Annotated in this window: 24 protein-coding genes; 22 read left to right on the top strand and 2 right to left on the bottom strand. The window is 58.6% G+C overall.

The genetic code is table 11. The features are described from left to right. Positions 1 to 226: 226 nt before the first annotated feature. From ACXKZD_RS12350 to ACXKZD_RS12260, 19 genes are all read left to right on the top strand, one after another. Positions 227 to 613 carry a hypothetical protein gene (locus ACXKZD_RS12350; protein WP_010669813.1) on the top strand — a complete coding sequence of 129 codons (387 nt, stop codon included), beginning with the start codon at positions 227 to 229 and terminating at the stop codon, positions 611 to 613. 230 nt (positions 614 to 843) lie between these two features. Then, on the top strand, positions 844 to 1,575 hold the full coding sequence (locus ACXKZD_RS12345; RefSeq protein ID WP_488981640.1) for a beta-ketoacyl synthase chain length factor: 732 nt from the start codon (positions 844 to 846) through the stop codon (positions 1,573 to 1,575). Next, positions 1,568 to 2,368 carry a lysophospholipid acyltransferase family protein gene (locus ACXKZD_RS12340; RefSeq protein WP_022625895.1) on the top strand — a complete coding sequence of 267 codons (801 nt, stop codon included), beginning with the start codon at positions 1,568 to 1,570 and terminating at the stop codon, positions 2,366 to 2,368. Before ACXKZD_RS12345 ends, ACXKZD_RS12340 begins: the two co-directional genes overlap by 8 nt. 13 nt (positions 2,369 to 2,381) lie before the next feature. After that, positions 2,382 to 2,639 (top strand): phosphopantetheine-binding protein, encoded by a 258-nt coding sequence (locus ACXKZD_RS12335; RefSeq protein ID WP_010669816.1) that lies wholly within the window; start codon positions 2,382 to 2,384, stop codon positions 2,637 to 2,639. Positions 2,640 to 2,655: 16 nt separating this feature from the next. Continuing rightward, the gene (locus ACXKZD_RS12330; protein ID WP_111533659.1) at positions 2,656 to 2,910 is read left to right on the top strand and encodes an acyl carrier protein; all 255 of its coding nucleotides are present in this window, start codon (positions 2,656 to 2,658) and stop codon (positions 2,908 to 2,910) included. Positions 2,911 to 2,917: 7 nt separating this feature from the next. Next, the gene (locus ACXKZD_RS12325) at positions 2,918 to 3,481 is read left to right on the top strand and encodes a COG4648 family protein (RefSeq protein ID WP_022625894.1); all 564 of its coding nucleotides are present in this window, start codon (positions 2,918 to 2,920) and stop codon (positions 3,479 to 3,481) included. Then, a complete protein-coding gene (locus ACXKZD_RS12320) occupies positions 3,478 to 4,797 on the top strand; it encodes an AMP-binding protein (protein WP_488982087.1) in 1,320 nt (439 codons plus the stop codon). The genes ACXKZD_RS12325 and ACXKZD_RS12320 overlap by 4 nt, the downstream gene beginning before the upstream one ends. Further along, entirely contained in the window at positions 4,784 to 5,131 is a 348-nt protein-coding gene (locus ACXKZD_RS12315; protein ID WP_010669819.1) for a 3-hydroxyacyl-ACP dehydratase FabZ family protein, read from the top strand. The genes ACXKZD_RS12320 and ACXKZD_RS12315 overlap by 14 nt, the downstream gene beginning before the upstream one ends. Continuing rightward, positions 5,125 to 6,834 carry a glycosyltransferase family 2 protein gene (locus ACXKZD_RS12310; RefSeq protein WP_488981639.1) on the top strand — a complete coding sequence of 570 codons (1,710 nt, stop codon included), beginning with the start codon at positions 5,125 to 5,127 and terminating at the stop codon, positions 6,832 to 6,834. The genes ACXKZD_RS12315 and ACXKZD_RS12310 overlap by 7 nt, the downstream gene beginning before the upstream one ends. Further along, positions 6,827 to 7,240, top strand: a complete 414-nt coding sequence (locus ACXKZD_RS12305) for an acyl-CoA thioesterase (protein WP_010246444.1) — start codon at positions 6,827 to 6,829, stop codon at positions 7,238 to 7,240. The genes ACXKZD_RS12310 and ACXKZD_RS12305 overlap by 8 nt, the downstream gene beginning before the upstream one ends. Next, on the top strand, positions 7,234 to 7,842 hold the full coding sequence (locus ACXKZD_RS12300; protein ID WP_010246442.1) for a LolA family protein: 609 nt from the start codon (positions 7,234 to 7,236) through the stop codon (positions 7,840 to 7,842). The genes ACXKZD_RS12305 and ACXKZD_RS12300 overlap by 7 nt, the downstream gene beginning before the upstream one ends. Beyond that, positions 7,829 to 10,135 (top strand): MMPL family transporter, encoded by a 2,307-nt coding sequence (locus ACXKZD_RS12295; RefSeq protein ID WP_488981638.1) that lies wholly within the window; start codon positions 7,829 to 7,831, stop codon positions 10,133 to 10,135. Before ACXKZD_RS12300 ends, ACXKZD_RS12295 begins: the two co-directional genes overlap by 14 nt. Then, positions 10,132 to 10,704 carry a DUF3261 domain-containing protein gene (locus ACXKZD_RS12290; RefSeq protein ID WP_191919699.1) on the top strand — a complete coding sequence of 191 codons (573 nt, stop codon included), beginning with the start codon at positions 10,132 to 10,134 and terminating at the stop codon, positions 10,702 to 10,704. The genes ACXKZD_RS12295 and ACXKZD_RS12290 overlap by 4 nt, the downstream gene beginning before the upstream one ends. Then, a complete protein-coding gene (locus ACXKZD_RS12285; RefSeq protein ID WP_050680295.1) occupies positions 10,701 to 11,861 on the top strand; it encodes a beta-ketoacyl-[acyl-carrier-protein] synthase family protein in 1,161 nt (386 codons plus the stop codon). The genes ACXKZD_RS12290 and ACXKZD_RS12285 overlap by 4 nt, the downstream gene beginning before the upstream one ends. Beyond that, complete coding sequence (locus ACXKZD_RS12280; RefSeq protein WP_488981637.1) at positions 11,851 to 12,327, top strand: hotdog family protein; 477 nt, start codon at positions 11,851 to 11,853, stop codon at positions 12,325 to 12,327. Before ACXKZD_RS12285 ends, ACXKZD_RS12280 begins: the two co-directional genes overlap by 11 nt. Next, complete coding sequence (locus ACXKZD_RS12275; protein WP_010246433.1) at positions 12,324 to 13,055, top strand: 3-ketoacyl-ACP reductase FabG2; 732 nt, start codon at positions 12,324 to 12,326, stop codon at positions 13,053 to 13,055. Before ACXKZD_RS12280 ends, ACXKZD_RS12275 begins: the two co-directional genes overlap by 4 nt. Further along, positions 13,052 to 14,287 (top strand): beta-ketoacyl-ACP synthase, encoded by a 1,236-nt coding sequence (locus tag ACXKZD_RS12270; protein WP_208863843.1) that lies wholly within the window; start codon positions 13,052 to 13,054, stop codon positions 14,285 to 14,287. The genes ACXKZD_RS12275 and ACXKZD_RS12270 overlap by 4 nt, the downstream gene beginning before the upstream one ends. Positions 14,288 to 14,419: 132 nt before the next feature. Beyond that, complete coding sequence (locus tag ACXKZD_RS12265; RefSeq protein ID WP_010246429.1) at positions 14,420 to 14,563, top strand: hypothetical protein; 144 nt, start codon at positions 14,420 to 14,422, stop codon at positions 14,561 to 14,563. A 39-nt stretch (positions 14,564 to 14,602) separates the two neighbouring features. Continuing rightward, positions 14,603 to 14,776: a hypothetical protein gene (locus ACXKZD_RS12260; RefSeq protein ID WP_010246427.1), complete on the top strand. Its 174-nt coding sequence runs from the start codon at positions 14,603 to 14,605 to the stop codon at positions 14,774 to 14,776. Here ACXKZD_RS12260 and ACXKZD_RS12255 read toward each other — a convergent pair. Further along, the gene (locus ACXKZD_RS12255; RefSeq protein WP_488981636.1) at positions 14,764 to 15,927 is read right to left on the bottom strand and encodes a glycoside hydrolase family 1 protein; all 1,164 of its coding nucleotides are present in this window, start codon (positions 15,925 to 15,927) and stop codon (positions 14,764 to 14,766) included. The two genes, ACXKZD_RS12260 and ACXKZD_RS12255, sit on opposite strands and share 13 nt — an antisense overlap. Positions 15,928 to 16,081: 154 nt before the next feature. Here ACXKZD_RS12255 and ACXKZD_RS12250 point away from each other — a divergent pair, with 154 nt between their 5' ends. Continuing rightward, positions 16,082 to 17,542, top strand: a complete 1,461-nt coding sequence (locus ACXKZD_RS12250) for a phospholipase D family protein (RefSeq protein WP_010669827.1) — start codon at positions 16,082 to 16,084, stop codon at positions 17,540 to 17,542. 296 nt (positions 17,543 to 17,838) lie between these two features. Here ACXKZD_RS12250 and mdoC read toward each other — a convergent pair whose 3' ends face one another. Then, positions 17,839 to 18,972 (bottom strand): glucans biosynthesis protein MdoC, encoded by a 1,134-nt coding sequence (gene mdoC, locus ACXKZD_RS12245; protein WP_010246421.1) that lies wholly within the window; start codon positions 18,970 to 18,972, stop codon positions 17,839 to 17,841. 268 nt (positions 18,973 to 19,240) lie between these two features. On the opposite strand from mdoC, the gene ACXKZD_RS12240 reads away from it, so the two are divergent. Beyond that, positions 19,241 to 20,776: a glucan biosynthesis protein G gene (locus ACXKZD_RS12240; RefSeq protein WP_170933489.1), complete on the top strand. Its 1,536-nt coding sequence runs from the start codon at positions 19,241 to 19,243 to the stop codon at positions 20,774 to 20,776. Beyond that, complete coding sequence (gene mdoH / locus ACXKZD_RS12235) at positions 20,769 to 23,321, top strand: glucans biosynthesis glucosyltransferase MdoH (protein WP_010669828.1); 2,553 nt, start codon at positions 20,769 to 20,771, stop codon at positions 23,319 to 23,321. The genes ACXKZD_RS12240 and mdoH overlap by 8 nt, the downstream gene beginning before the upstream one ends. Positions 23,322 to 23,365 lie beyond the last annotated feature (44 nt).

The following is a 23,365-nucleotide window of genomic DNA, read 5'->3' as shown; positions in this document are numbered from 1 at the left end:
GGGATCGGCCTCTGCGCTGTCGCGGCGACTGCGTATATTCCCCGCTTTAATCCCCCAAATAACCCCCTAAAACCCATGCATACTTCTGCTTACCTGTCTTTACATTCGGTGGTATCATGCGCGGGTTTTAAGCCAGCCAGACGGAAAAGCGCACTGAAAGCTTAACCTGCGCGAGACGGATTATCCGTTTAACTTACTGATATAAAAATAAAAGAAGGGATTCATCATGAATAAAAAAACTATTTGCACGCTGGCCGTGGTCGCTGCGTTATTAACCGGCTGTGCGCGCACTGCGCCGATTCATAACGTGAATCAAACGCTCACTCAGCGTTACAGCGACAACCAGATGAAACTGGCGATCATCGAAGCGGGTATTGGCCGGAAATGGGTGATGACTCCCGTTTCGCCTGGCGTGATCAATGGTCGTCTGGCCCAGCGTGATTTCGTGGCGACTATTCGCATCACGTATACCAGCCAGAACTACCGCATCGATTATGTCAGCAGTGAGAACCTGAAAGCGGAGCAGGGCGAGATCCACAATAACTACAACCGCTGGATTGCCAATCTCGATCAGGATATTCAGTTACGACTCTCTGCTCTTGCCGCTCAGTAATGCGTGCGCTGTCGCAATGATGTGTCGACAGACGATCAAAGCATAAAGATCTCCGGCAGCCGGCCGACAAATCAGATGAGCTGCTATTGCTGAACCACTGAGTAACCCTCTACCGTGAAGGCCTGATGCGGAATCGGCAGAGGGTTTCCAGGAGGCACTTTTTTTGCAGAGGGCCGGGATGACGCCCCGATAAACGCCGACGCCACACATATGACAAAAAGAGTGTTGAGATGAGACTCGCTTACTCACTGGTCGACTGGCAGGCTCTGGCTCCGGGATTACACGGGGGCGAGGGCTGGCAGCACTGGGCGCAACAGGGCAACGTCATAGACCCTAAAGAGACGATGGCAAAGCCGCAATTTTTACCGATGATGACAGCACGTCGTCTGAGCGGCGGCAGTCGTGCGGCGGTAGAGTGTGGGCTGGCGCTGCTTGCGCGTCAGCAGGTTGACGCTATCGTGTTCACCAGTCGTCACGGTGAACTGGAACGTAATCTGCGTATCCTCACAACCCTGGCCGATCAGCAGTCAATGTCACCCACGGATTTTGCCATGTCGGTTCACAATTCGGCGGTCGGCAGCCTGACCATTGCAGCCAAAGCACCACTGGTCTCCACCTCAATCGCCGCCGGAGTCGACTCGTTTCAGCAGGGATTGATCGAAGTCAGCGCGCTGCATCAGGCGGGTTATCAGCAGGTACTGCTGGTCGATTTCGACGGCATCGTGCCTGACTACTATCTGCCGTGGCTGCCGGAACAGCGTGTGAACTTTCCCTATGCGGTGGCGCTGCTGCTGCGCCCGGGCGACCAGCTGCACTGCACTGGCCGTGCTGGCAGAGAGGAGAGGGCAGAAACAGGGTTACCGCAAAGCCTGCGCTTTCTGCAGCAGTGGCTGGCGGAATCGCCCACCTTCAGCCTGCCGGGCGAACGCCTGACATGGCACTGGGAGAGACATCATGGCTGATTGTTCACAACCGGCGCACTACACCGGCAGCCGCATGAACTATTGCTGGCGGCTGGTGATGACGGCGGTGAGTTTTACGCTGTTTGGCATAGGCGGACTGCTGCTGTCGCTGATTGGCTTCAACCTGCTGCTGCTGGTACAGCGCGATTCGCTGCGCCGCCGCCTCCTGGCCCGACGCGCTATCGCCTTTAGCTTCCGTTGCTTTCTGCGATTCTGCCGGATGACCGGGGTCTATGACTACCGGATTGAAGGCGCAGAGCTGCTGCAACAGGATCGCGGATGCCTGATTGTCGCCAATCATCCATCACTGATCGACTACGTGATGATCGCTTCGGTACTGCCAGAGATGGATTGTCTGGTTAAAGCCGATCTGCAAAAGAACCCCTTTATGCGTGGGGTGATCCGCGCCGCGGACTATCTGATCAACAGTGAAGCGGAGACGCTGTTGCCGGACAGCCAGCAGCGACTGGCGCGCGGCGACAATATCCTGATCTTTCCGGAAGGCACCCGCACCCGCTACGGTCATCCACTGACTCTGCAGCGCGGGGCAGCCAATATTGCGGTGCGCGCCGGATGCGATCTGCGTGTGGTTCACATCACCTGTAGCCAGCGTATGCTTGATAAACAGAGCCGCTGGTATCAGATTCCGCCGGTTAAACCGCTGTTTACCGTGCGTGTACAAACGCGAATCGACAGTCAGTCGTTTTGTGAAAGCAATCCCGATGCGCAGCCGCTGGCCGCGCGTCGCCTGACCCGCCATTTACAGCAGGCGCTGGTCCCCCAGAACAGGTAAGACGAAAACCGGTATGGATTCATTAATTAACGATATCAAACAGATGATTATCGACACGCTGAACCTTGAAGATCTCAGTCCCGATGATATAGAGACCGACGCTGCACTGTTTGGCGACGGACTGGGGCTGGATTCGATTGATGCACTGGAACTTGGCCTGGCAGTGAAAAATCGCTACGGCGTGGCGCTGTCCGCTGAGAGTGAAACCCTGCGCGCGCACTTTTTCTCTGTTGCGACGCTGGCTGCGTTCGTCAACCAACAGCGCGGCTGAAAGCGGAGACAACCTTATGATGAACAAAGAACAGATCTATCAGGAAGTGGCTTCGCTGCTGACCAGCCTGTTTGAAATTGCGCCTGAGGATATCCATCCCGGGGCACGTCTGTATGAAGATCTCGAACTCGACAGCATTGATGCTGTCGATATGGTGGTTCATCTGCAAAAACGTACCGGCCGTAAGATTAAACCGGAAACTTTCCGCGCAGTGCGCACCGTGCAGGATGTGGTGGATGCCGTGGAACAACTGATGCGCGAAGACGCCTGATCCCGCCGTGCCTGCTGCTACGCTTCGCCTGCTGAATCTGCTTACGCTGCTAGCCTGGCCACTGCTGGTCTGGCTGGCGCTGACCCAGCCGCGCTGGCAGGGATTGTTCTGGCTGCTGGCACTGCTGTTTGGCCTGCGCTGGCTGCAGCTGCGTCGTCAGCAAAACGCCATGGGCGCGGTCATGGGCTGGCTGGCGCTGCTCGGTGCACTGCTCTGTGTCAGCAGCCAGCTATTACGCACTCAGCATCTGCTGCTGTGGTATCCGGTGGCGGTCAATCTGGCGATGCTGCTGGTGTTTGGCGCCTCACTCTGGAGTGCGATGCCGCTGGTGGAACGCATCGCCCGGCTGCGTGAGCCCGTGCTTCCCCCTGCGGCAGTGCGCTATACCCGCCGCGTCACCCAAATCTGGTGCCTGTTTTTTATCGGCAACGGCAGCATGGCGCTCTATACCTGTTTGCTGGGCGATCTGCGGCTCTGGACGCTGTGGAATGGCGGCATAAGTTATCTGTTAATCGCAGCGCTGATGAGTGCTGAATGGCTGGTACGTCAGCGCGTGAGGCGAAAAGCATGAGAGTGGCCGACTGGCTGACGGGAGACGATCGCGAGGTTGCCTGGCGCGGCGATCAACGTTTGATGCTCAGCGCGATGCATCGTCAGGTCGTGGCGCTCCGCCAGCGCTTGGCAGCACAACCGGGCAGCTACTGGGCGCTCTGTTTTGATGACAGTTATCGTTTTTGTGTGGCGCTGCTGGCATGCTGGTATGCCGGCAAAACGCCGGTGATGCCGGGTCACTGCCGCGCCGCGCTGCTGGATGAGAGGCAGGATCGGCTGGATGGCGTGCTGTGCGACATGCCGCTGGCGGTCAGCCTGCCGCTGCTGGCGTGGGACGACGCAGAAGCGCAGGGGCCGCTGCCGCCGCTGCCGGAGAGTGCAGAGCTGGTGCTCTTCACCTCGGGATCCACCGGCGCACCGCGTCAGGTAGTGAAGTCGCTGGCGGTGATGGAGCAGGAGAGCCGCTGGCTCAGCAGCCTGTGGGCCGAACAGTTGCGGGGGTGCCGGGTCATCGCCTCGGTCAGCCATCAGCATCTCTACGGTTTATCGTTTCGACTTTTCCTGCCGATGATGCTCAGGCTGCCGTTTGCCGCCCAGCCGCTGTTTTACGGTGAACAACTGGCCCAGCTTCCGCGCGACGTTCGCTATGCCTTTATCAGCAGCCCGGCCTTTTTATCGCGGCTGGACAGCACGCTGAAAGCGCCCGCCAGTGAACTGATTGTCTCTGCCGGTGGCGCACTGCGCGACTCTGATGCGGAGCAGGTCTGGCAGCGCTTTGGCTGTCAGGTCAGTGAAATCTACGGCAGCACCGAAACCGGCATTCTGGCCTGGCGTCAATGCGATCGGGCGGAGGCGCCTTGGCGCCGCTTCCCGCAGGTCAGGCTGGAGCAGGTGACGCCCGATCGCTGGCAGGTCTGGTCGCCGCTGATTGCCGGTGACAGCGGGCTGCAGCTCGACGATCGACTGACTATGCAGCCGGACGGCGGATTTCAGCTTGCAGGCCGCCACGATCGCATCGTAAAAATCGGTGACAAGCGCATCTCATTAAGCGAGATAGAGCGCCGTCTGACCGACCTGCCGGAAATAGAGGATGCCGTAGCACTGGTGGTCACGCGTCATGAGCGTCAGGCGATTGGCGTCGTGCTGGCGCTGAACAGCGCACTGGATGAGGCGGCTCTGCATCAGCGCAGGCAGCAGTGGAAACGCCAGCTGCAGCGTTGGCTGGAACCGCTGGCGATGCCACGCTACTGGCGGATTGTGGCCACTATTCCGGTGACCACCCAAAGCAAACGCGCCTGGCCGCAAATAGAGGAACTTTTTCATGTTGCCGATTGAACGCAGCCGGGAGCTGCGGGCTGACAGCGTCACGCTGATCCTGCAGATAGATGCCGGACTCTTCTGGTTTCAGGGCCACTTTCCGCATCTGCCCATTCTGCCGGGTGTGGCTCAGCTCGACTGGGTGATGCACTACGGCGTATCACTGCTTGCGCCCGGTAAACAGTTTGCCGCCGTTGATAACATTAAATTTCAGCAGCCGGTATTACCCGACTCGCTATTGCAACTGCATCTGGACTGGGACGCTGAAAAATCCCGCCTGAGTTTCCGTTACAGCCTGCTGAAGAACGACGGCGAGCAGATCGCCAGCAGCGGGAAGATCGCGCTGTGTTAAGCGCCCCGTTTTCACCCTGCGTGGTGATCCCCTGCTACAACCACGGCGCGATGATGGCGTCAGTGCTGGCACGGCTGGCGCCCTTTAATCTGCCGGTAATCGTGGTGGATGATGGCAGCGATGCGGCCACTCAGCTTCAGCTGGCGACGCTGCACGCCCCGCAGCTCAGCCTGCTGCGACTCGACAGCAATCAGGGTAAAGGCGCGGCGGTGATCCACGGACTGCGGGCCGCGGAGGCACGCGGCTTCACCCATGCGGTGCAGCTTGACGCGGACGGCCAGCATCAGGCGGAAGATCTGCCGCTGATGCTGGCGGAAGCGGAGCGTTATCCCGACGCGCTGATCTCCGGTCAGCCGCTCTATGACGACTCGATCCCCAAATCACGCCTTTACGGTCGCTACATCACCCACTTCTGGGTCTGGATTGAAACGCTTTCGCTGTCGATCCGCGACAGCATGTGCGGCTTCCGCGTCTATCCCCTGGCCGCGACGCTGACGCTGTGCGATCGCCGGGCCATCGGTCAGCGCATGGATTTTGACACCGAGATCATGGTGCGGCTCTACTGGCAGGGAACCCGCAGTCGCTTTATCCCGACCCGTGTCACCTATCCGGCCAGCGGGCTGTCACACTTCGATGCGCTCTACGACAACCTGCGCATCTCCTGGATGCATACCCGGCTGTTTTTCGGCATGCTGCCGCGCATTCCTCGTCTGCTGGCGATGCGCAAACCGCCGACGCACTGGTCTGTGGAAACGGAGCGGCGCGGACAGTGGGGATTACGTTTTATGCTGGCGGTCTATCGCTACGGCGGGCGGCTGCCCTTTACGCTGCTACTCTGGCCGGTAGTGGCGGTCTACTGGCTGAGCGGTCAGCGCGCGCGACGCGCTTCCCGGCAGTGGCTGGCGCAGGTCACTGCCGCCGCTCAGCAGCAGCAGATTGCGTTACCGCCACGGCTTAACAGCTACCGCCATTTCCTGCGGTTCGCCGGGGCAATGCTGGATAAAGTGGCCAGCTGGCGCGGCGATCTGCGCTGGGGACGTGATATCGATTTTGCGCCAGGCGCAGAAGCGGTGATCCGCACACCCACGCCGCAGGGCAAGCTGATTCTCGCTTCCCATCTTGGCGACATTGAAGCCTGTCGCGCGATGGCGCAGCAGGTCAGCGGACTGGTGATTAATGCGCTGGTGTTTACCGACAACGCCCGGCGTTTTCGGGCGGTGCTGGAAACCATCGCCCCGCAGGCGGGGGTGAATCTGATGCCGGTGAGCGATATCGGGCCGGAGACCGCTATCCTGCTGCAACAGAAGCTGGATGCGGGCGAATGGGTGGCGATTGTCGGGGATCGCACCGCGGTCAATCCGCAGCGCGGCGGCGAGCGGCGGGTGATCTGGAGCGACTTTCTGGGCCGCGCCGCGCCCTTTCCACAGGGGCCGTTTGTACTGGCGGCCGCGTTGCGCTGTCCGGTGCTGCTGATGTTCGCCCTGCAGCAACAGGGTAAACTGCGTATTCACTGTGAGCCTTTCGCCGATCCGCTGCTGCTGCCGCGTGCGCAACGTCAGCAGGCACTGCAACAGGCGGTCGATCGTTACGCAGCGCGGCTGGCCCATTACGCACTGCTGGCGCCGCTCGACTGGTTTAACTTTTTCGATTTCTGGACGCTGCCTGATCAACAGGCGCACCACAAGGAGTCTGACCATGACTGAACATCATGCTGAAGTCGTGCTGACCGTCTCATTCCACGACTGCGATCCTATGGGCGTGGTCTGGCACGGCAACTATTTCCGCTTTTTCGAAGTGGCGCGTGAAGCCCTGCTGCGCAGCATTAACTACAGCTATGGCGAGATGGCCGCCAGCGGCTACGTCTGGCCGGTGGTCGATACCCGGGTCAAATACCGCCAGCCACTGCGCTGCGAAGAGACGATTCGCGTCAGCGCCCGGATTACGGAATATGAGAACCGTCTGCGCATCGACTATGAAGTGCGAAATGCTGCCGGTCAGATCACCACCAAAGCGCATACTCTGCAGGTGGCGGTGGAGCAGGAGAGTCAGGCGTTGTGCTTTGTTTCACCCGATATTTTACTGGAACGTTTAGGAGTGAAAGGATGCTGAAAATTGTGCTTACCAGCCTGCTGCTGTGGGCCAGTGCCGCCAGCGCGGTCACGCTGGATCAGCTGCAGCAGCGTTTTGCCAGCCAGCCTGTGATTCGGGCAGACTTTATCCAGACGCGCACCATTTCCGGCATGCGTCAGCCGCTGGTCTCGCACGGGCAGATGCTGATCGCTCGCGAGCAGGGCTTATGGTGGCATCAGCAGACACCCTTTGTGATGACGCTGCTGCTGGATGATAAACGCATGGTGCAGAGCCTCAGCGGCCAGAAGCCTCAGGTAATCACCGCCGACAGCAACCCGCAGATGTTCCAGTTCAACCATCTCTTGCGGGCGCTGTTCCAAGCCGACCAGAAAGTGCTGAACGAGAACTTCAGCGTGGCCTTCAGCGATCGCGGCAACGGAGCCTGGACGCTGGAGCTGACGCCCAAAGCGGCGCCGCTCAACAAAATCTTCAACCGTATCTCGCTGGCGGGCAGCGCCTACCTGGACAGCATCAACCTGGATGATAAGCAGGGCGATAAAACGCAAATAGAGCTCAGCAACACCCGAATTGAACCGCCGCAGTTAAGCGACGAGGAGCAGGCGCGTTTTGCCGGGCCGTAACGATCGGCTGCTGGCCCTCCTGTGGCTGGCCCTCTGTCTGCTGCTGGCGGCTGCGCTCTCTTTTTTGCTGCCGCGCAGTCAGCTCAACAGCAGTGTGCTGGCGCTACTGCCGCAGCAGAATCTGGGGGCGGCACCGCCTGCGCTGCAGCAGGGCTTTATGCAGCGGCTGGATCGCCAGCTGGTGTGGCTGGTTTCACCCGGTGAGCAGGACGATCCCCAGGTCGCCGCCTGGTGGCTGGCCCAGCTGCGCGCGCTGCCTGACCTGAAACAGGTGCAGGGTGATCTCGACGGGCAACAGCAGCAGCAGTGGGGCCGCTTTGCCTGGCAACACCGTAACGGCCTGATCGATGAGGTGACGCGCGACCGCTTGCAGAACGGCGGCGAGGCGCAGGCTGACTGGCTGCTGGCGCAGCTCTTTTCGGCCTTCTCTGGCGTCAGCAGCAAAGAGTTGCAGGGCGATCCCCTGATGCTGGTGCGGGGTTCGCAGCTGGCGCTGGCACAAAACGCCGGGCGCATGACGCTGCATGATGGCTGGCTGACAGTAAAAGATGCACAGGGTCAGCAGTGGTATTTTCTGCATGGCGAACTGGCGAACAACGCCTTCAGTATGCAGCAAAGTCATGCGCTGGTTACCCGACTCAGCGCGCTGGAGCAACAGCTTAAAAGCCGCTGGCCGCAGGCGAAACTGCTGACGCGTGGCACGGTGCTGTTCAGCGACAACGCCAGCCAGCGTGCGCAGCATGACGTTAAAACGCTGGGCAGTGTGACGCTGGGTGGCGTTGTCCTGCTGGTGCTGCTGGTCTTCCGCTCACTGCGCCCGCTGTTGCTGACGGTCACGTCTGTGGCCATCGGCGCGATGGCGGGCACGGTGATGACGCTGCTTTGCTTCGGTGAACTGCATCTGATGACGCTGGTGATGAGCCTGAGTATTGTCGGCATCTCTGCGGATTACACGCTCTATTATCTCACCGAGCGCATGGTGCACGGCGATCAGCAGACGCCGTGGCAGAGCCTGCGAAAAATCCGCGGCACGCTGCTGCTGGCGCTCGGGACCACCGCCATCGCCTGGCTGCTGATGCTGCTGGCACCGTTCCCGGGGCTGCGGCAGCTGGCGGTGTTTGCCGCCAGCGGATTAACGGCCTCCTGTCTGACGGTGATTCTGATCTATCCGTGGCTGGTACGCGGATTACCGGTGCGTCCGGTGCCGCTGATGGTGCCTCTGGCGCGCTGGCTTGCCGCCTGGCGTCGCCAGCGCGGGCTGCGCGTCGGATTACCGGTGGCGATGGCGATCTTCGCGCTGGCCGGTATCGCCCAGTTAAAGGTGGATGATGACATCGCCCATCTGCAAAGTGCGCCTGCGCATCTGCTGGAGCAGGATCGCCAGCTGGCAACCCTGACCGGACAGCGCGCCGATCAGACCTGGTTTGTGGTCTGGGGCGATGATGCGCAGCAGACGCTGCAGCGACTGGAAAAACTGGCACCGGATCTGCACCAGGCGCAGCAGCAGGGCTGGCTGCAGCACTATCGTCTGCTGCCGCTGACGTCGCTGGCGCAGCAACAGCGGGATCTTCAGCTGTTGAAACAGGCAGCACCGGATATTACGGCCCGCCTGCAGCAGGCGGGTATCACGCTGCCGGCACCGAATCTGACCCCGATGCCGGTAACGCCAGAGGCGTGGCTGTCGAGTCCGCTGAGTGAAGGCTGGCGACTGCTGTGGCTGACGCTGCCAGACGGGCGCAGCGGTGTTTTGATCCCCACCAGCGGCGTAAAAAACAGCGCTGCACTCGGGGAGCTGACCAAACAGCATCCGGGCGTCAGCTGGATTGACCGCAAATCAGGTTACGATTCGCTGTTCAGCTTCTGGCGCACCCTGCTGAGCGGGTTACTGGCGCTGGCGCTGCTGCTGATCACCCTGAGTTTTGTCCTGCGACTGGGGTTAAAAGCGGGCTTACGCAGCGCGCTGCCGTCAGTGCTGTCGCTGGCGATGGCGCTGGCAACGCTGGGCTGGATCGGCGCGTCGCTGAACCTGTTTGCGCTGCTGGCACTGATTCTGGTGCTGGGCATTGGCATTAACTACACGCTCTTTTTCAGCAACCCGCAGGGTACGCCGCTGACCTCGTTGCTGGCGGTGTCGCTGGCGATGATTACCACCTTACTGACGCTGGGGATGCTGGTATTCAGCAGCACCAGCGCGATTGCCAGTTTTGGCACAGTGTTATGCAGCGGCATCTTCAGCGCTTTCCTGCTGTCGCCGCTGGCGATGCGACCCACCCGATCAAGGAGTAAACGATGATCCGCGCCGCTCTTATTCTGCTGACGGCTCTGCTGCTCAGCGCCTGTGCCGGACCTGCACCCGAAAGCAGTCGTCCCACCGCCTGGCTGAAACCGGGCGTGAAGGTGACGCTACCACCGCCGGGCATCCGTCCCGCCTTCCAGCAGCAGCAGTTGCTGACCGGACAGGTGAAAGGCCAGAGTCAGTCACTGCTGGTGCTGCTCAGCGCCGATGAACAGCAAATTGATCTGGCCGGACTCTCCTCGGTGGGTATTCGCCTGTTCAGCCTGCGCTACGATGCCAGCGGTATTCACACCCAGCAGCTGATGCCGCTGCCGCAGATGCCGCCTGCCAGTCAGGTGCTGGCGGATATTATGCTCAGCTACTGGCCACGGGAGCTGTGGCAAAAACAGCTGCCGCCAGGCTGGACGTTGCAGGATCAGGGGTTAAAGCGACGGCTGATCGATGCCGATAATAAGCTGGTTACCGAAATCGATTATCTGCAACGCGGTAATCAGCGCCAGCCCATCAGCATTCAGCAGCATGCGTTTGGCTATCAGATCCGCATTCAACATCTGGACGGCTCATGATTTACATCTCTGCCATCGGCATGCTGAATGCCCTGGGGAATAACACTCAGCAGATTGCGGCCAGCCTTACCAGGGGTGAGGCACCCGGCATGCAGCTGCGTCATGGCTGGCTGAGCGGCGACCGCGCCTGCTGGCTTGGCAGGGTTGAAGGCGATTTGCCATCGGTTCCTGCTGCCCTGAGCGTGCACAACACCCGTAATAACCAGCTGCTGCTGGCCGCGCTGGCGCAAATCCGTCCGGTGCTCGACGCGGCGATTGCTCACTATGGTGCCAGCAGAGTGGCAGTTGTGCTGGGAACCAGCACCTCGGGCGTGGATGAGGGCGATCAGCAGATTGGCGGCAGTCAGTCCGGTTATCACTATCAGATGCAGGAGCTGGGCGATCCCTCCCGTTTCCTGGCTCACTATCTAAGCCTGGATGGCCCGGCCTATACCATTTCAACCGCCTGCTCCTCCAGCGCCCGCGCCATTATCAGTGGTGAGCGGCTGATCGCGGCAGGGCTGGTGGATGTGGCGCTGGTGGGCGGTGCGGACTCGCTGAGCCGGATGCCGATCAACGGATTCGACAGCCTGGAGTCGCTCTCTGAACGTCGCTGCGCTCCCTTCAGCCGCGATCGCGACGGCATCTCGATTGGCGAAGGGGCCGCACTGATGCTGCTGACGCGGGAACCGCAGCCGCTGGCGCTACTGGGAGCTGGCGAATCGTCTGACGCCTGGCACATGTCCGCTCCCCATCCGCAGGGCGAGGGCGCTGAACGGGCGATGCGTATGGCGCTGCAAAAGGCGAACCTGTTGCCAGAGCAGGTGGGTTATATCAATCTGCACGGCACCGCGACGCCACTTAACGACCAGATGGAAGCTGCCGTGATTCAGCGTCTGTTTGGCAATGCAGTGCCGTGCAGCTCGACCAAACATCTGACCGGCCATACGCTCGGCGCGGCGGGAGTGTGTGAAGCCGCCCTCAGTGCGCTGATCCTGCAAAACAATCTGCCGCTGCCCGCGCAGGATTTCAGTGAGATGGCGCAGGATGAGACGCTGCCGGATTGCGGATTGTTATTACAGCCGCAGGCGCTGCAACGGCCTGTCATCGCTTCTAACTCCTTCGCCTTTGGCGGCAACAACACCTGTCTGATTCTGGGACGCCAACATGGTTATTAATTCTCCCGCGGCACGCTGGCTGCCGCACGCTGCGCCGATGCTGCTGCTTGATCAGCTGATCGCCGTTGATGATGAGCAGGTTCACTGTCAGGTGTCGACCTGCGCCGGTGGCGTACTGACACCGTTTCTGACGCCTCAGGGTGAACTGCCCGCCTGGTTTGGCGTGGAGATGATGGCGCAAACCGTGGGCGTCTGGTCTGGCTGGCATGCAAAGCACGGCGGCGCCACCCTTATCCCGCCCGGCATGCTGCTGGGCGGACGCGGCTGGCGGGCAGAGCGATCCCTCTTTCCCGCCAGTGTTACGCTGGATATCAGAATGACGCTGCTGATGCGCGACGACCGCATGGGCAGCTTTGAGGGCGACATTCATTACGGCACCCAGCGGCTTGCCAGCGGTCGTCTGAATACGTATCAACCCAATGAAGCAGAATTACAGCAATTGATGTCACAAGGAAATCAGCCATGACAGATTCGGTATTAGTGACGGGCGCCAGTAAAGGGATTGGCCGCGCGATTGCGTTGCGTCTCGCCCAGGATGGCTATCAGGTTATCGTCCATTTCAACCGTGACCGCGCAGGCGCTGAGCAGTGCCTGCAGCAGATCGAAACCGCAGGCGGCAGCGGCCGTGTGCTGGGATTTGATGTGGCCGATCGGGCGGCAACCCGCGCTGCGCTGGAGGCGGATATTGAGCAACATGGCGCCTATTATGGCGTGGTAAGCAACGCCGGTATCACCCGCGATGCGGCGTTTCCTGCCCTGACGGATCAGGAGTGGGACAGCGTCATCCACACCAATCTCGACAGTTTTTACAATGTGATCCAGCCCTGCGTGATGCCGATGATCGGTCTGCGGCGCGGCGGCCGCATTATCACGCTCTCGTCGGTGTCGGGGATAATGGGCAATCGTGGTCAGGTGAACTACAGCGCGGCGAAAGCGGGCATTATTGGTGCCACTAAGGCGCTGGCGATTGAGCTGGCGAAACGCAAAATCACCGTTAACTGCATTGCGCCAGGCCTGATTGATACCGGAATGGAGGGGCTGGAACCTCAGGTGATTGAGGAAGCGATGAAGATCGTGCCGATGAAGCGCATGGGCGCGGCTGAAGAGGTCGCCGGACTGGCGAGCTATCTGATGTCCGATATCGCAGGCTACGTGACGCGTCAGGTCATTTCTATTAACGGAGGCATGCTGTGATCCAGCGGGTAGTCGTAACCGGCATGGGCGGCGTAACCGCCTTTGGTGAGTCCTGGGCTGAAGTTTCGGCACGGATCCGTGCGGGCCGCAATGCGGTGCGCTTTATGCCGGAGTGGCAGATCTACGACGGGCTGCATACGCTGCTCGGCGCACCGGTGGATGACTTTGTGCTGCCTGCGCACTACACCCGCAAGCGTATCCGCGCCATGGGCCGCGTTTCGCTGCTGGCAACGCGCGCGACCGAGCTGGCGCTGACCCAGGCGGGCCTGATTGACCATCCGGTGCTGACCAGCGGAGAAACGGGTATCGCCTACGGTTCTTCCACCGGCAGCACCGGGCCGGTCAGCGAGTTCGCCACCATGCTGACCGAAAAGCACACCAACAATATCACCGGCACCACCTATGTGCAGATGATGCCACACACCACGGCCGTTAATGCCGGGCTCTTTTTCGGCCTGCGCGGCCGGGTGATCCCGACCTCCAGCGCCTGTACCTCTGGCAGCCAGGCGATTGGCTATGCCTGGGAAGCGATTCGTCACGGGTATCAGACGGTGATGGTGGCTGGCGGCGCAGAAGAGCTCTGTCCGTCGGAAGCCGCGGTGTTCGACACCCTGTTTGCCACCAGCCAGCGTAATGACGCGCCGCACACCACACCTGCACCTTTTGATCAGCAGCGCGATGGTCTGGTGATTGGCGAAGGGGCGGGCACGCTGATTCTTGAGTCGCTGGAACATGCCCTGGCACGCGGTGCAACGATCTACGCCGAGATCACCGGTTTTCATACCAACTGCGACGCCGCCCATATTACTCAGCCGCAGCGGGAAACCATGCAAATCTGCATTGAGCGGGCGTTGCAAAGCGCCGGTATCTCGGCTGCCGAGGTGGGGTATGTAAATGCGCACGGCACCGCCACTGAACGGGGTGATATGGCCGAAAGTCTGGCGACGGCGGCGGTGTTTGGCGAAACGACGCCGATCTCCTCGCTGAAGTCCTATTTTGGCCATACGCTGGGTGCCTGTGGGGCGCTGGAAGCCTGGATGAGTATTGAGATGATGCGGGAAGGGTGGTTTGCGCCAACCCTGAACCTGACGCAACCGGCAGCAGATGGCGGCCAGCTGGATTACATCATGGGTGAGCCGCGTGAGCTTGAAACCGACTATATCCAGAGCAACAACTTTGCCTTTGGTGGCATTAATACTTCACTGATCTTCAAACGCTGGCGCGGCGTCTGATCTCAGGCCCGTGCCGCGCTGGCACGGGCCAGTTTATTTTTCGGACGAAAGAACCGGACGATAATCAGCCTTTCATCTACACTGTCACTCACCGCATCACTCCCGGCGGCCCATGTTTTTCACAGGATAGTTATGTCTTTACCCTTGCCGCCCGACGATCACGATGAGCCAATTCGCCAGTCACTTGACGATGCGCACTTTGCGATAGTGGTGCTTGCGGTGACCTCGGTAACGCTTATAATCTTTGTCCTGATGATTACGCTCTGGATGAGCTGACACGCACAGGGATTCAACGGATTGAATAAGGAGAAGGCGATGGACTCCGGAGATGACAAATTAATCGCAATTATCGGTTTGCTGGCGGCCTGCCTGATCGGGGTGACCTTCCTGTTTACCATGGTCTGGCTGACCGACGTACGTCATCCTGCCGATCCCTCTCTCGACGTTCGCTCCTGTTACCCTAAAAAGCCACCTTCTCAGCACGTCTGATTTCGTGTCGCAAACTTAATCTGCTGACTGCGCAATACCAGCGCCAGCGGCTCATGCAGATTACGGTTGCCATTGGGATCGGCTAATCCCAGCAGCGGGCCAGGGGAACGCCGGTCATCGGCCCAGGCCGGATACTCCACTACCGGATAGAGCGAAATCCCCTCCACCGCAATGCCCTGATCCAGCGCGACCGCCACATTTTCACTGATCTCCTGCAGCCAGGGGGCGCGCGCTTCACCCTCAGCGCCAGTTTCAGCAATCAGCATCGGACGCTGGTAGCGCTGCCAGCACTGCGCCAGCAGAATATGCAGCGGCACACGCTCCGGATCCTCCAGCGACATCGGCTGGTCGGGGAAAAACCAGTGGTTATCGGGATAGTAGTTCAGGCCGAGGATATCCAGGCAATCTTCACTGCCGCCTAGCTCCTTATCGACGCGACCGGCCAGCATGTCCCAGGCTTCGAACTGCGCCTGATGCTGCGCATCGGCATAGGGTTTGCTGTCCGGATTATCGGGATGATGAGCGATCTGCACCAGCGGGTCAGTCAGCACAAAGCGCGCCTCCGGATAGACCTCGCGAATGGCATGTATCGCCGCCAGCGAGGCGCGAACCAGCTGGCGCTTCAGCTCTTTACCACGCTGCGCCGCATGAGGATTAAACCAGGCCACATCCGCCCCGGCCCATGACCAGAATGAGATTTGATTAACCGGTGTAAAGAAGGGGCGTTCGATGCCCTGATCGCGCATCAGTTGTGCCATCGCGCGAGCGAAACGACTAAAATGGTCAACAAATTCGGCTTTCCAGATATTAAGATGATCGGGATAACCGAAATGAGCCAGCTCCCAGATGATCTGGATCTGCTGACGTCGCGCGGCGTCGACCATCGGCAGAAAGCTCTGCCAGTCATACTGGCCAGGGATCTTTTCGATCAGATGCCAGCGCGCACCGTCGCGGGCGGTGAGCAGATGCTGCTCAGCCAGGGCGGCATAATCTTTTTCCAGCAGCATATCGTGTCCGCTGCTGATCACCATATCCAGCCGTTTACCGGGCGTACGGCAGGCAGTGGAACAGGGGAAACTGCCCTGGAAAAAGCTGCGAAACAGGCTGGGATGATAGCGCTGGCGGGCATCTGTAAGGGATTGATGAGACATATTCCTCTCCTGCCGGGATAATGCCGGTCACAGATCGTCCGGTTAAGTCTAGACTAAAAACGCCCGTGACCCCTCACTAACTCAGAACAGAGGAATAGCATCAGAGGTCGGACCGGGGAATAATAAAAATAACTGCATTTTACAGGGAAATGTCATGACCGAAGCGTTTGAGCTCTCCCAGCCATTGGAACGGTCCAGCTGGCTGGAAACACAGCTGGAGCCAGAGTGTCTGCGCCATCCGGGGCTGAGCGGCGTCCATCAGCTGAGCGACGGGCTGGATGCCTTTGCTGCCCGCTATCTGCTGATGCAAAAAGCGGAGCGTTCACTCGATATCCAGTATTACATCTGGCAAAACGATCTCTCTGGCCGGTTGCTGTTCAGCGCCGTGCTGGAAGCTGCCCGACGCGGCGTGAAAGTGCGGCTACTGCTGGATGACAACAATACGCCGGGCCTCGACGACACGCTGGCCCAGCTCAATCGCCATCCCAACATTGAGGTGCGGCTGTTTAATCCATTCTCGTTTCGCACCCTGCGCGCGCTGGGTTATCTCACCGACTTTGCCCGTCTGAACCGCCGCATGCACAACAAAAGCTTTACGGTGGATGGCGTCACGACCGTGGTCGGTGGGCGCAATATCGGCGACGAATATTTCGGCACCGGCAATGAACCGCTGTTTGCCGATCTCGACGTCATGGCAATAGGCCCGGTGGTTAAAGAAGTCGCAGAGGATTTTGAGCGCTACTGGCGCAGCAAGCCGGTCTCGCCGCTGCAGCAGGTGCTGGATGAAGAGGAGCCGGAAGAGGACAGTGTGAGTCTGCCAGCAGAGTGGCGTCACAGTGAACCGGTGCAGCGCTATCTTCAGCGGCTGGAAAATTCTTCGCTGCTACAGGAGCTGGAAGAGGGCACGCTGGCTCTGACCTGGGCAAAAGCGCGCCTGCTGAGCGATGATCCGCGTAAAGGGCTGGGCAAAGCGCGTGCCAGAAGCCTGCTGCCGCAGCGAATGCTGGAGGTGATAGGCACGCCGCAAAAGCAGTTCGACATCATCTCGGCCTATTTCGTGCCGACCCGCGCAGGGGTCGCTCAGCTGCTGTCGCTGAAGCGCAAAGGGGTAAAAATTGCCATTCTGACCAATTCGCTGGCGGCTAACGATGTGTCGATTGTCCATGCCGGCTACGCTAAGTGGCGCAAAAAATTGCTGCGTCATGGTATTGCGCTCTATGAGCTGAAACCGCAGGCGGGCGTGCCTGATGCCCCGCACGACCGGGGATTAACCGGTAACTCCGGCTCCAGCCTGCATGCCAAAACCTTCTCAGTGGATCAACAGACGCTGTTTATCGGCTCGTTTAACTTCGATCCCCGTTCAGCGGTGCTGAATACGGAAATGGGACTGGTGATTGAGAGTGCGGCGCTCGCCGGAGAGACGCATCAGCGTTTCAGCCAGTCAATGCGCGATCGGGCATGGACGCTGCGGCTGGATAAGTGGGGCAGGGTAAACTGGCTGGAGTATCCGGGTGAGCCGCAGCAGATTGTGCATAAACACGAGCCGGGCTGCTCCTGGTGGCAGCGCCTGCAGGTACGCCTGGTGTGGCGACTGCCGATTGAGTGGCTGCTTTAAGCTGGACCTTGCCTGGGTACAGGCGCTGGCTCAGGAAGCATACGCCCTCCGCAAAGACGCAAAACCCGCCATCCCTGGCGGGCTCAGCGCGGGCGATTACGCACCTCATCCCTGAGGTGCGCCCGTTGCCGGGCCAACGCGTTGCTTTGTTCAAAAACGCTCCCGGCGTTTTTGTCCCTGGCCCGCTATGCTTTGCTACTGGCGTATGCTCCCATCGCTTTAAACTCTTAAGCTGTCTGTGAGACACATCATTTATAGCCTGACCTCACTTATGGCCCGAGGTCACTGATCGCCTGTCATTGTGCTTGTTTACGCTCAAATTTCCCCGAGAACAGGAACCGCAGCAGCGGAATGCGCAGGTGAATCTCATACAGCAGAAACGCGATGCCAAACACCATCAGCAGGCCAACGAAGAAGCCCAGCGTGTTGTTTTCAATCCGGGGCGTCACGTAAATGCCATACAGCAGCGTCAGCGGATGGTGCACCAGATAGATAAACAGTGACGCATTGACCAGATACATAATGCGCGGCGAATGTGAATTCAGCAGCTTATGACCAAAGCAGAAGCAGACGTTCAGCATGCAAATGCCCATCAGCGTCGAGATAATCGCATCCAGCTCATACAACCAGCCCTCACCGCTGCTCAGTCGCTGGTTGGCGCAATAGGCCGCAAACATCAGCAGCGCACCGACCCACATCACCAGATTGAAGCGGACAAACAGCTGCTTCAGCGGGGGATGTTTCCACGCCAGCGCTCCCAGCATAAAGAACGGCAGATAGAAGAGCGTCTGCATCACTATGATGCTAAACAAACCATCCATCAGCCACGCAGGCTGGAAAATAAACACCAGACGCCGGAACACGCACCAGAGCAGTGCCCACGCCAGTACGCCCGCCGTCAGCGATCCCCAGCCAACCCGCGAATAATCAATGGTGCGATGCTGATCGCGCAACCAGCGGAAGGTCACCATCCCCAGCGTGGTCAGCATCACCAGCACCACCAGGAACCACAGGTGTGAAATCAGCTCCCACATCAGGTTATTAAACTTCTGATAGGGCGTGAAGCGGGGCCAGTCAGCCAGCTTATCCGTCCACTCTTTCAGCATAAAAAATTGCGGCAGCGTCAGCAGCGGAATGGCGGTCAGCATTGGGATACCTACCCGTTCCAGACGCACCTTCAGGAAGCGACGTGGCTGATAGCGCAGATACAGCATGTAGGAGAAATAGCCCGAAATGACGAAAAACACCTGCATACGAAACGCATGAATAAAATCATTAAGCAGCGTCAGCCATAACGACGCTTCATGACTATTTACTGCCCATTTCTGCGCGGAGTAGATGAGGGAAACGTGAAACGGCACCCCCAGTAACATCAGATAGGCGCGGATGGAGTCGAGGAAGTATTCACGTTCAGGTTTTACAGTACTCATAAAGTTCCAGTTCGTTAGTACGTTTAACCGGTTTCACCCTGAAACCGGATTATGCTCTGTGAAAATTCTACCTGGGATAAACCAGGTATACTATCAGTGGAATCCGTAGTGTCTAATTGTCCTAAAAGCAGGGTTAAGCCTGACGAAATGCGGGAACAATGTTGCGCATAAGCTGTCGGAAAACCGAATAATCCTTTAAGATAAACGGGTTTGATTTAAGCACACGAAAGGGGGGGATGTGCTGACTAAAGAAAAAAATAAAGCCGGACTGATGAAGGTACGCTGGATTGGTACTGCAGTTCTGCTGGCGTTGTACGCCAATAACAGTTGGGCGTTTAACATCGACGATGTTGCCAAACAAGCCAAAGCGTTGGCAGGGAAAAGCTTCGAAGCGCCTAAAAGCAATTTACCCTCTCAATTTCGTGAAATGAAATTTGCTGATTATCAGCAGATCCAGTTTAACCACGATAAAGCGTATTGGGGCAAACTGCGCACGCCGTTCAAGCTGGAGTTTTATCATCAGGGAATGTATTTCGATACCCCGGTGCAGATCAACGAAGTGACCGCCAGCGCGGTGCGCGAGATTAAATACAACCCCGATTATTTTAATTTCGGTAATGTAAAACATGACGCAGATGCGGTAAAAAACCTCGGTTTTGCCGGTTTCAAAGTACTTTACCCACTCAACAACAAGGGTAAAAACGATGAGATCGCCAGCTTCCTGGGCGCGAGCTATTTCCGTGTCATCGGTGCCGGTCAGGTTTATGGCCTGTCGGCGCGTGGACTTGCCATCGATACGGCGCTGCCGTCCGGTGAAGAGTTCCCGCGCTTTAAAGAGTTCTGGATTCAGCGTCCTAAACCACAGGACAAACAGCTGGTGATCTACGCACTGCTCGATTCGCCGCGTGCGGCGGGTGCGTATCGCTTTGTGCTGCATCCGGGTGACGCTTCAACGGTTGATGTGCAGTCAAAAGTTTACCTGCGTGATAACGTCGGCAAACTGGGTGTTGCACCGCTGACCAGTATGTTCCTGTTTGGTCAGAACCAGCCATCGACGGTGAACAACTTCCGTCCGGCACTACACGACTCTGACGGTCTCTCTATCCACAATGGCAACGGGGAGTGGATTTGGCGTCCGCTGAACAACCCGCGTCATCTGGCAGTGAGCACCTTCACCATTGAGAATCCGAAAGGGTTTGGTCTGCTGCAGCGTGGGCGTGACTTTAACAACTATCAGGATCTTGATGACCGCTATGATCTTCGTCCAAGCGGCTGGGTTGAGCCAATAGGCGACTGGGGTAAAGGCCGGGTTGAACTGGTTGAAATCCCGACGGCAGATGAAACCAACGACAACATCGTTGCGTTCTGGACGCCGGAGACGCTGCCAGAGCCTGGCAAAGAGATGAACTTCAAATATCGTCTGCACTTCTCGCGCGACGAAAACCAGCTGCACTCCGATGATACCGCCTGGGTCAAAAATACCCTGCGTTCAGCGGGTGACGTGAAGCAGTCTAATCTGGTGCGTCAGCCGGATGGCACCGTGGCTTTCACCATCGACTTCGTGGGTAAAGACATGAGCAAGATGGCGGAAAACAGTCAGGTGGCACCGCAGGTCAGCGTGGGTAAAAATGCTGATGTGGTTGAGCAGAGCGTACGTTATAACCCGGTCACCAAAGGCTGGCGTCTGGTGTTGCGTCTGCGTGTGAAAGATGCCAAACAGTCCACCGAAATGCGTGCGGCCTTGGTTAGCGGCGACAAGACATTGACGGAAACCTGGAGCTATCAGTTACCTGCCAATGAATAAATCGACTTTTACACCTCAACGTTATGTGGAATCTCTGCCGCTGGATGCGGCAGGGAAGGCCCGCCTGAGCGTCTCATTGCAGAATGCCAGCGAGTTCCACTTCATCCATGATGTGCTGGGCAGGGATGTCGCAGCCAGTGACCGTCCCGACGATGCGCCGTTAAAATCGGTCTCATCGCGGGTTGAAATGGCCTGGCCCGATTCGCTGGCCGAAGGTCAGCAGTTGGGTAAAGATTACCTCGACCGCACCACGCTGAAGGCGATGCCGAAGGTCAAACGCTCACTGATGTTCCCGGAAGCCTGGCGTACCAACCCGGTCGCCCGTGCCTGGGACTCACTGCGTGGACACAAATCGGTGCCGCGTTATAGCAATGCGGAAGAGCGGCGTGCCGAGGAGAAGTGGCGTCATGTCGGTTCGATTCGACGCTACATTCTGCTGATCCTGACCATTTTCCAGACCGTGGTCGCCACCTGGTACATGAAGAGTATTCTGCCGTATCAGGGCTGGACGCTTCTGGATCCGATGGAGATGATCAATCAGAACTGGCAGCAGTCAGTGATGCAGATCCTGCCTTATTTGTTGCAGACCGGCATCCTGTTCCTGTTCGCCATACTCTTCTGCTGGGTCTCTGCCGGTTTCTGGACGGCCCTGATGGGCTTCCTGCAGCTGCTGATTGGACGTGATAAATACAGTATCTCTTACTCAACGGTCGGAGATGAACCGCTTAACCCGGAACATCGTACCGCGCTGATTATGCCGATCTGTAATGAAGACGTTGAGCGTGTTTACGCCGGTCTGCGTGCGACCTGGGAGTCAGTGGTTCGTACCGGTAACGCTGAACACTTCGACGTCTACATCCTCAGCGACAGTTACGATGCGGATATCGCGATTGCCGAACAGAAAGCCTGGATGGAACTGGTGCGGGATGTTGGCGGGGCAGGCAAGATTTTCTATCGCCGTCGTCGTCGTCGCGTGAAGCGTAAAAGCGGAAACATCGATGACTTCTGCCGTCGCTGGGGCAGCAACTACAGCTACATGGTGGTGCTGGATGCCGATAGCGTCATGAGCGGAGAGTGTCTCACCGGTCTGGTACGCATGATGGATGCCAACCCGAATGCCGGGATCATCCAGTCGTCGCCGAAAGCATCGGGTATGGATACGCTTTATGCGCGCTGTCAGCAGTTTGCGACCCGCGTCTACGGTCCGTTATTTACCGCCGGTCTGCACTTCTGGCAGCTGGGTGAGTCTCACTACTGGGGTCACAACGCCATTATCCGCGTGAAACCCTTTATTGAGCACTGTGCCCTGGCACCGTTACCGGGAGAGGGCTCCTTTGCGGGTTCAATCATGTCGCATGACTTCGTAGAAGCTGCGCTGATGCGTCGTGCCGGTTGGGGCGTCTGGATTGCCTATGACCTGCCGGGATCCTATGAAGAACTGCCACCGAACCTGCTGGATGAGCTGAAACGTGACCGCCGCTGGTGTCACGGCAACCTGATGAACTTCCGCCTGTTCCTGGTGAAAGGGATGCACCCGGTTCACCGTGCGGTGTTCCTGACGGGTGTGATGTCCTACCTCTCGGCTCCGCTGTGGTTTATGTTCCTGGCGCTCTCCACTGCCCTGCAGGTAGTGCATACGCTGATGGAACCGACCTACTTCCTGCAACCGCGGCAGCTCTTCCCGGTCTGGCCGCAGTGGCGTCCGGAACTGGCAATAGCGCTGTTCTCAACCACTATGGTGCTGCTGTTCCTGCCGAAAATGCTGAGTGTCGTGTTGATCTGGTTTAAAGGATCGAAGGCCTACGGCGGGCCTCTGCGGCTGCTGGCTTCACTGGTGCTGGAAACGCTGTTCTCGGTGCTGCTGGCACCAGTGCGTATGCTGTTCCATACGGTGTTTGTGGTCAGCGCCTTCCTCGGCTGGGAAGTGGTGTGGAACTCACCGCAGCGTGATGACGATGCGACACCGTGGAGCGAGGCGTTTAAACGTCACGGTTCGCAGATGGCATTGGGTCTGGTGTGGGCGATTGGTATGGGACTGCTGGATCTTAACTTCCTGTGGTGGCTGGCACCGATCGTCTTCTCACTGATTCTGTCGCCGTTTGTCTCGGTCATGTCGAGCCGCGCAACGCTGGGCATTAAGAGCAAGAAAGCGAAGCTGTTCCTGATCCCGGAAGAGTACTCGCCGCCGCAGGAGCTGGTGGATACCGATCGCTATGTGGTACTGAACCGTGAGCGCGCGCTGGAAAATGGCTTTATGCATGCCTTATTCCATCCTGCCTTCAACGCGCTGGCAACGGCACTGGCCACATCGCGCCACAAGCAGAGTCAGTTACTGGACTATGCGCGTGACCGTAGGGTTGATCAGGCGCTGAGCGATGCGCCGGATAAACTGGGCCGCGAACAGCGTCTGCAGTTGATCAGCGATCCGGTGGTGCTGGCCCGTGTTCATACCCGACTGTGGGAAGATGCGGACAAGTATCATCAGTGGGTTGAGAGTTATCAGAAACTCACGCTCAACCCCAACGCGCTGGCAAACAACGCGTAATCTGAAAAAGCGGCAGCGATGCCGCTTTTTTTATCGGATTAAAA

The organism is Pantoea sp. ABR1s (assembly GCF_057812235.1).
This window is presented reverse-complemented; position numbering and strand designations above follow the sequence as displayed.

Bases quoted from the DNA above. Each gene is read 5' to 3' on its own strand.
- ACXKZD_RS12255 (WP_488981636.1), bottom strand. From the start codon at position 15,927: ATGTCTCATCAATCCCTTACAGATGCCCGCCAGCGCTATCATCCCAGC.
- ACXKZD_RS12340 (WP_022625895.1), top strand. From the start codon at position 1,568: ATGGCTGATTGTTCACAACCGGCGCACTACACCGGCAGCCGCATGAAC.
- ACXKZD_RS12260 (WP_010246427.1), top strand. From the start codon at position 14,603: ATGGACTCCGGAGATGACAAATTAATCGCAATTATCGGTTTGCTGGCG.
- ACXKZD_RS12280 (WP_488981637.1), top strand. From the start codon at position 11,851: ATGGTTATTAATTCTCCCGCGGCACGCTGGCTGCCGCACGCTGCGCCG.
- ACXKZD_RS12320 (WP_488982087.1), top strand. From the start codon at position 3,478: ATGAGAGTGGCCGACTGGCTGACGGGAGACGATCGCGAGGTTGCCTGG.
- ACXKZD_RS12250 (WP_010669827.1), top strand. From the start codon at position 16,082: ATGACCGAAGCGTTTGAGCTCTCCCAGCCATTGGAACGGTCCAGCTGG.
- ACXKZD_RS12300 (WP_010246442.1), top strand. From the start codon at position 7,234: ATGCTGAAAATTGTGCTTACCAGCCTGCTGCTGTGGGCCAGTGCCGCC.
- ACXKZD_RS12330 (WP_111533659.1), top strand. From the start codon at position 2,656: ATGATGAACAAAGAACAGATCTATCAGGAAGTGGCTTCGCTGCTGACC.
- ACXKZD_RS12350 (WP_010669813.1), top strand. From the start codon at position 227: ATGAATAAAAAAACTATTTGCACGCTGGCCGTGGTCGCTGCGTTATTA.
- mdoH (WP_010669828.1), top strand. From the start codon at position 20,769: ATGAATAAATCGACTTTTACACCTCAACGTTATGTGGAATCTCTGCCG.
- ACXKZD_RS12275 (WP_010246433.1), top strand. From the start codon at position 12,324: ATGACAGATTCGGTATTAGTGACGGGCGCCAGTAAAGGGATTGGCCGC.
- ACXKZD_RS12305 (WP_010246444.1), top strand. From the start codon at position 6,827: ATGACTGAACATCATGCTGAAGTCGTGCTGACCGTCTCATTCCACGAC.
- ACXKZD_RS12265 (WP_010246429.1), top strand. From the start codon at position 14,420: ATGTCTTTACCCTTGCCGCCCGACGATCACGATGAGCCAATTCGCCAG.
- mdoC (WP_010246421.1), bottom strand. From the start codon at position 18,972: ATGAGTACTGTAAAACCTGAACGTGAATACTTCCTCGACTCCATCCGC.
- ACXKZD_RS12315 (WP_010669819.1), top strand. From the start codon at position 4,784: ATGTTGCCGATTGAACGCAGCCGGGAGCTGCGGGCTGACAGCGTCACG.
- ACXKZD_RS12285 (WP_050680295.1), top strand. From the start codon at position 10,701: ATGATTTACATCTCTGCCATCGGCATGCTGAATGCCCTGGGGAATAAC.
- ACXKZD_RS12345 (WP_488981640.1), top strand. From the start codon at position 844: ATGAGACTCGCTTACTCACTGGTCGACTGGCAGGCTCTGGCTCCGGGA.
- ACXKZD_RS12290 (WP_191919699.1), top strand. From the start codon at position 10,132: ATGATCCGCGCCGCTCTTATTCTGCTGACGGCTCTGCTGCTCAGCGCC.
- ACXKZD_RS12335 (WP_010669816.1), top strand. From the start codon at position 2,382: ATGGATTCATTAATTAACGATATCAAACAGATGATTATCGACACGCTG.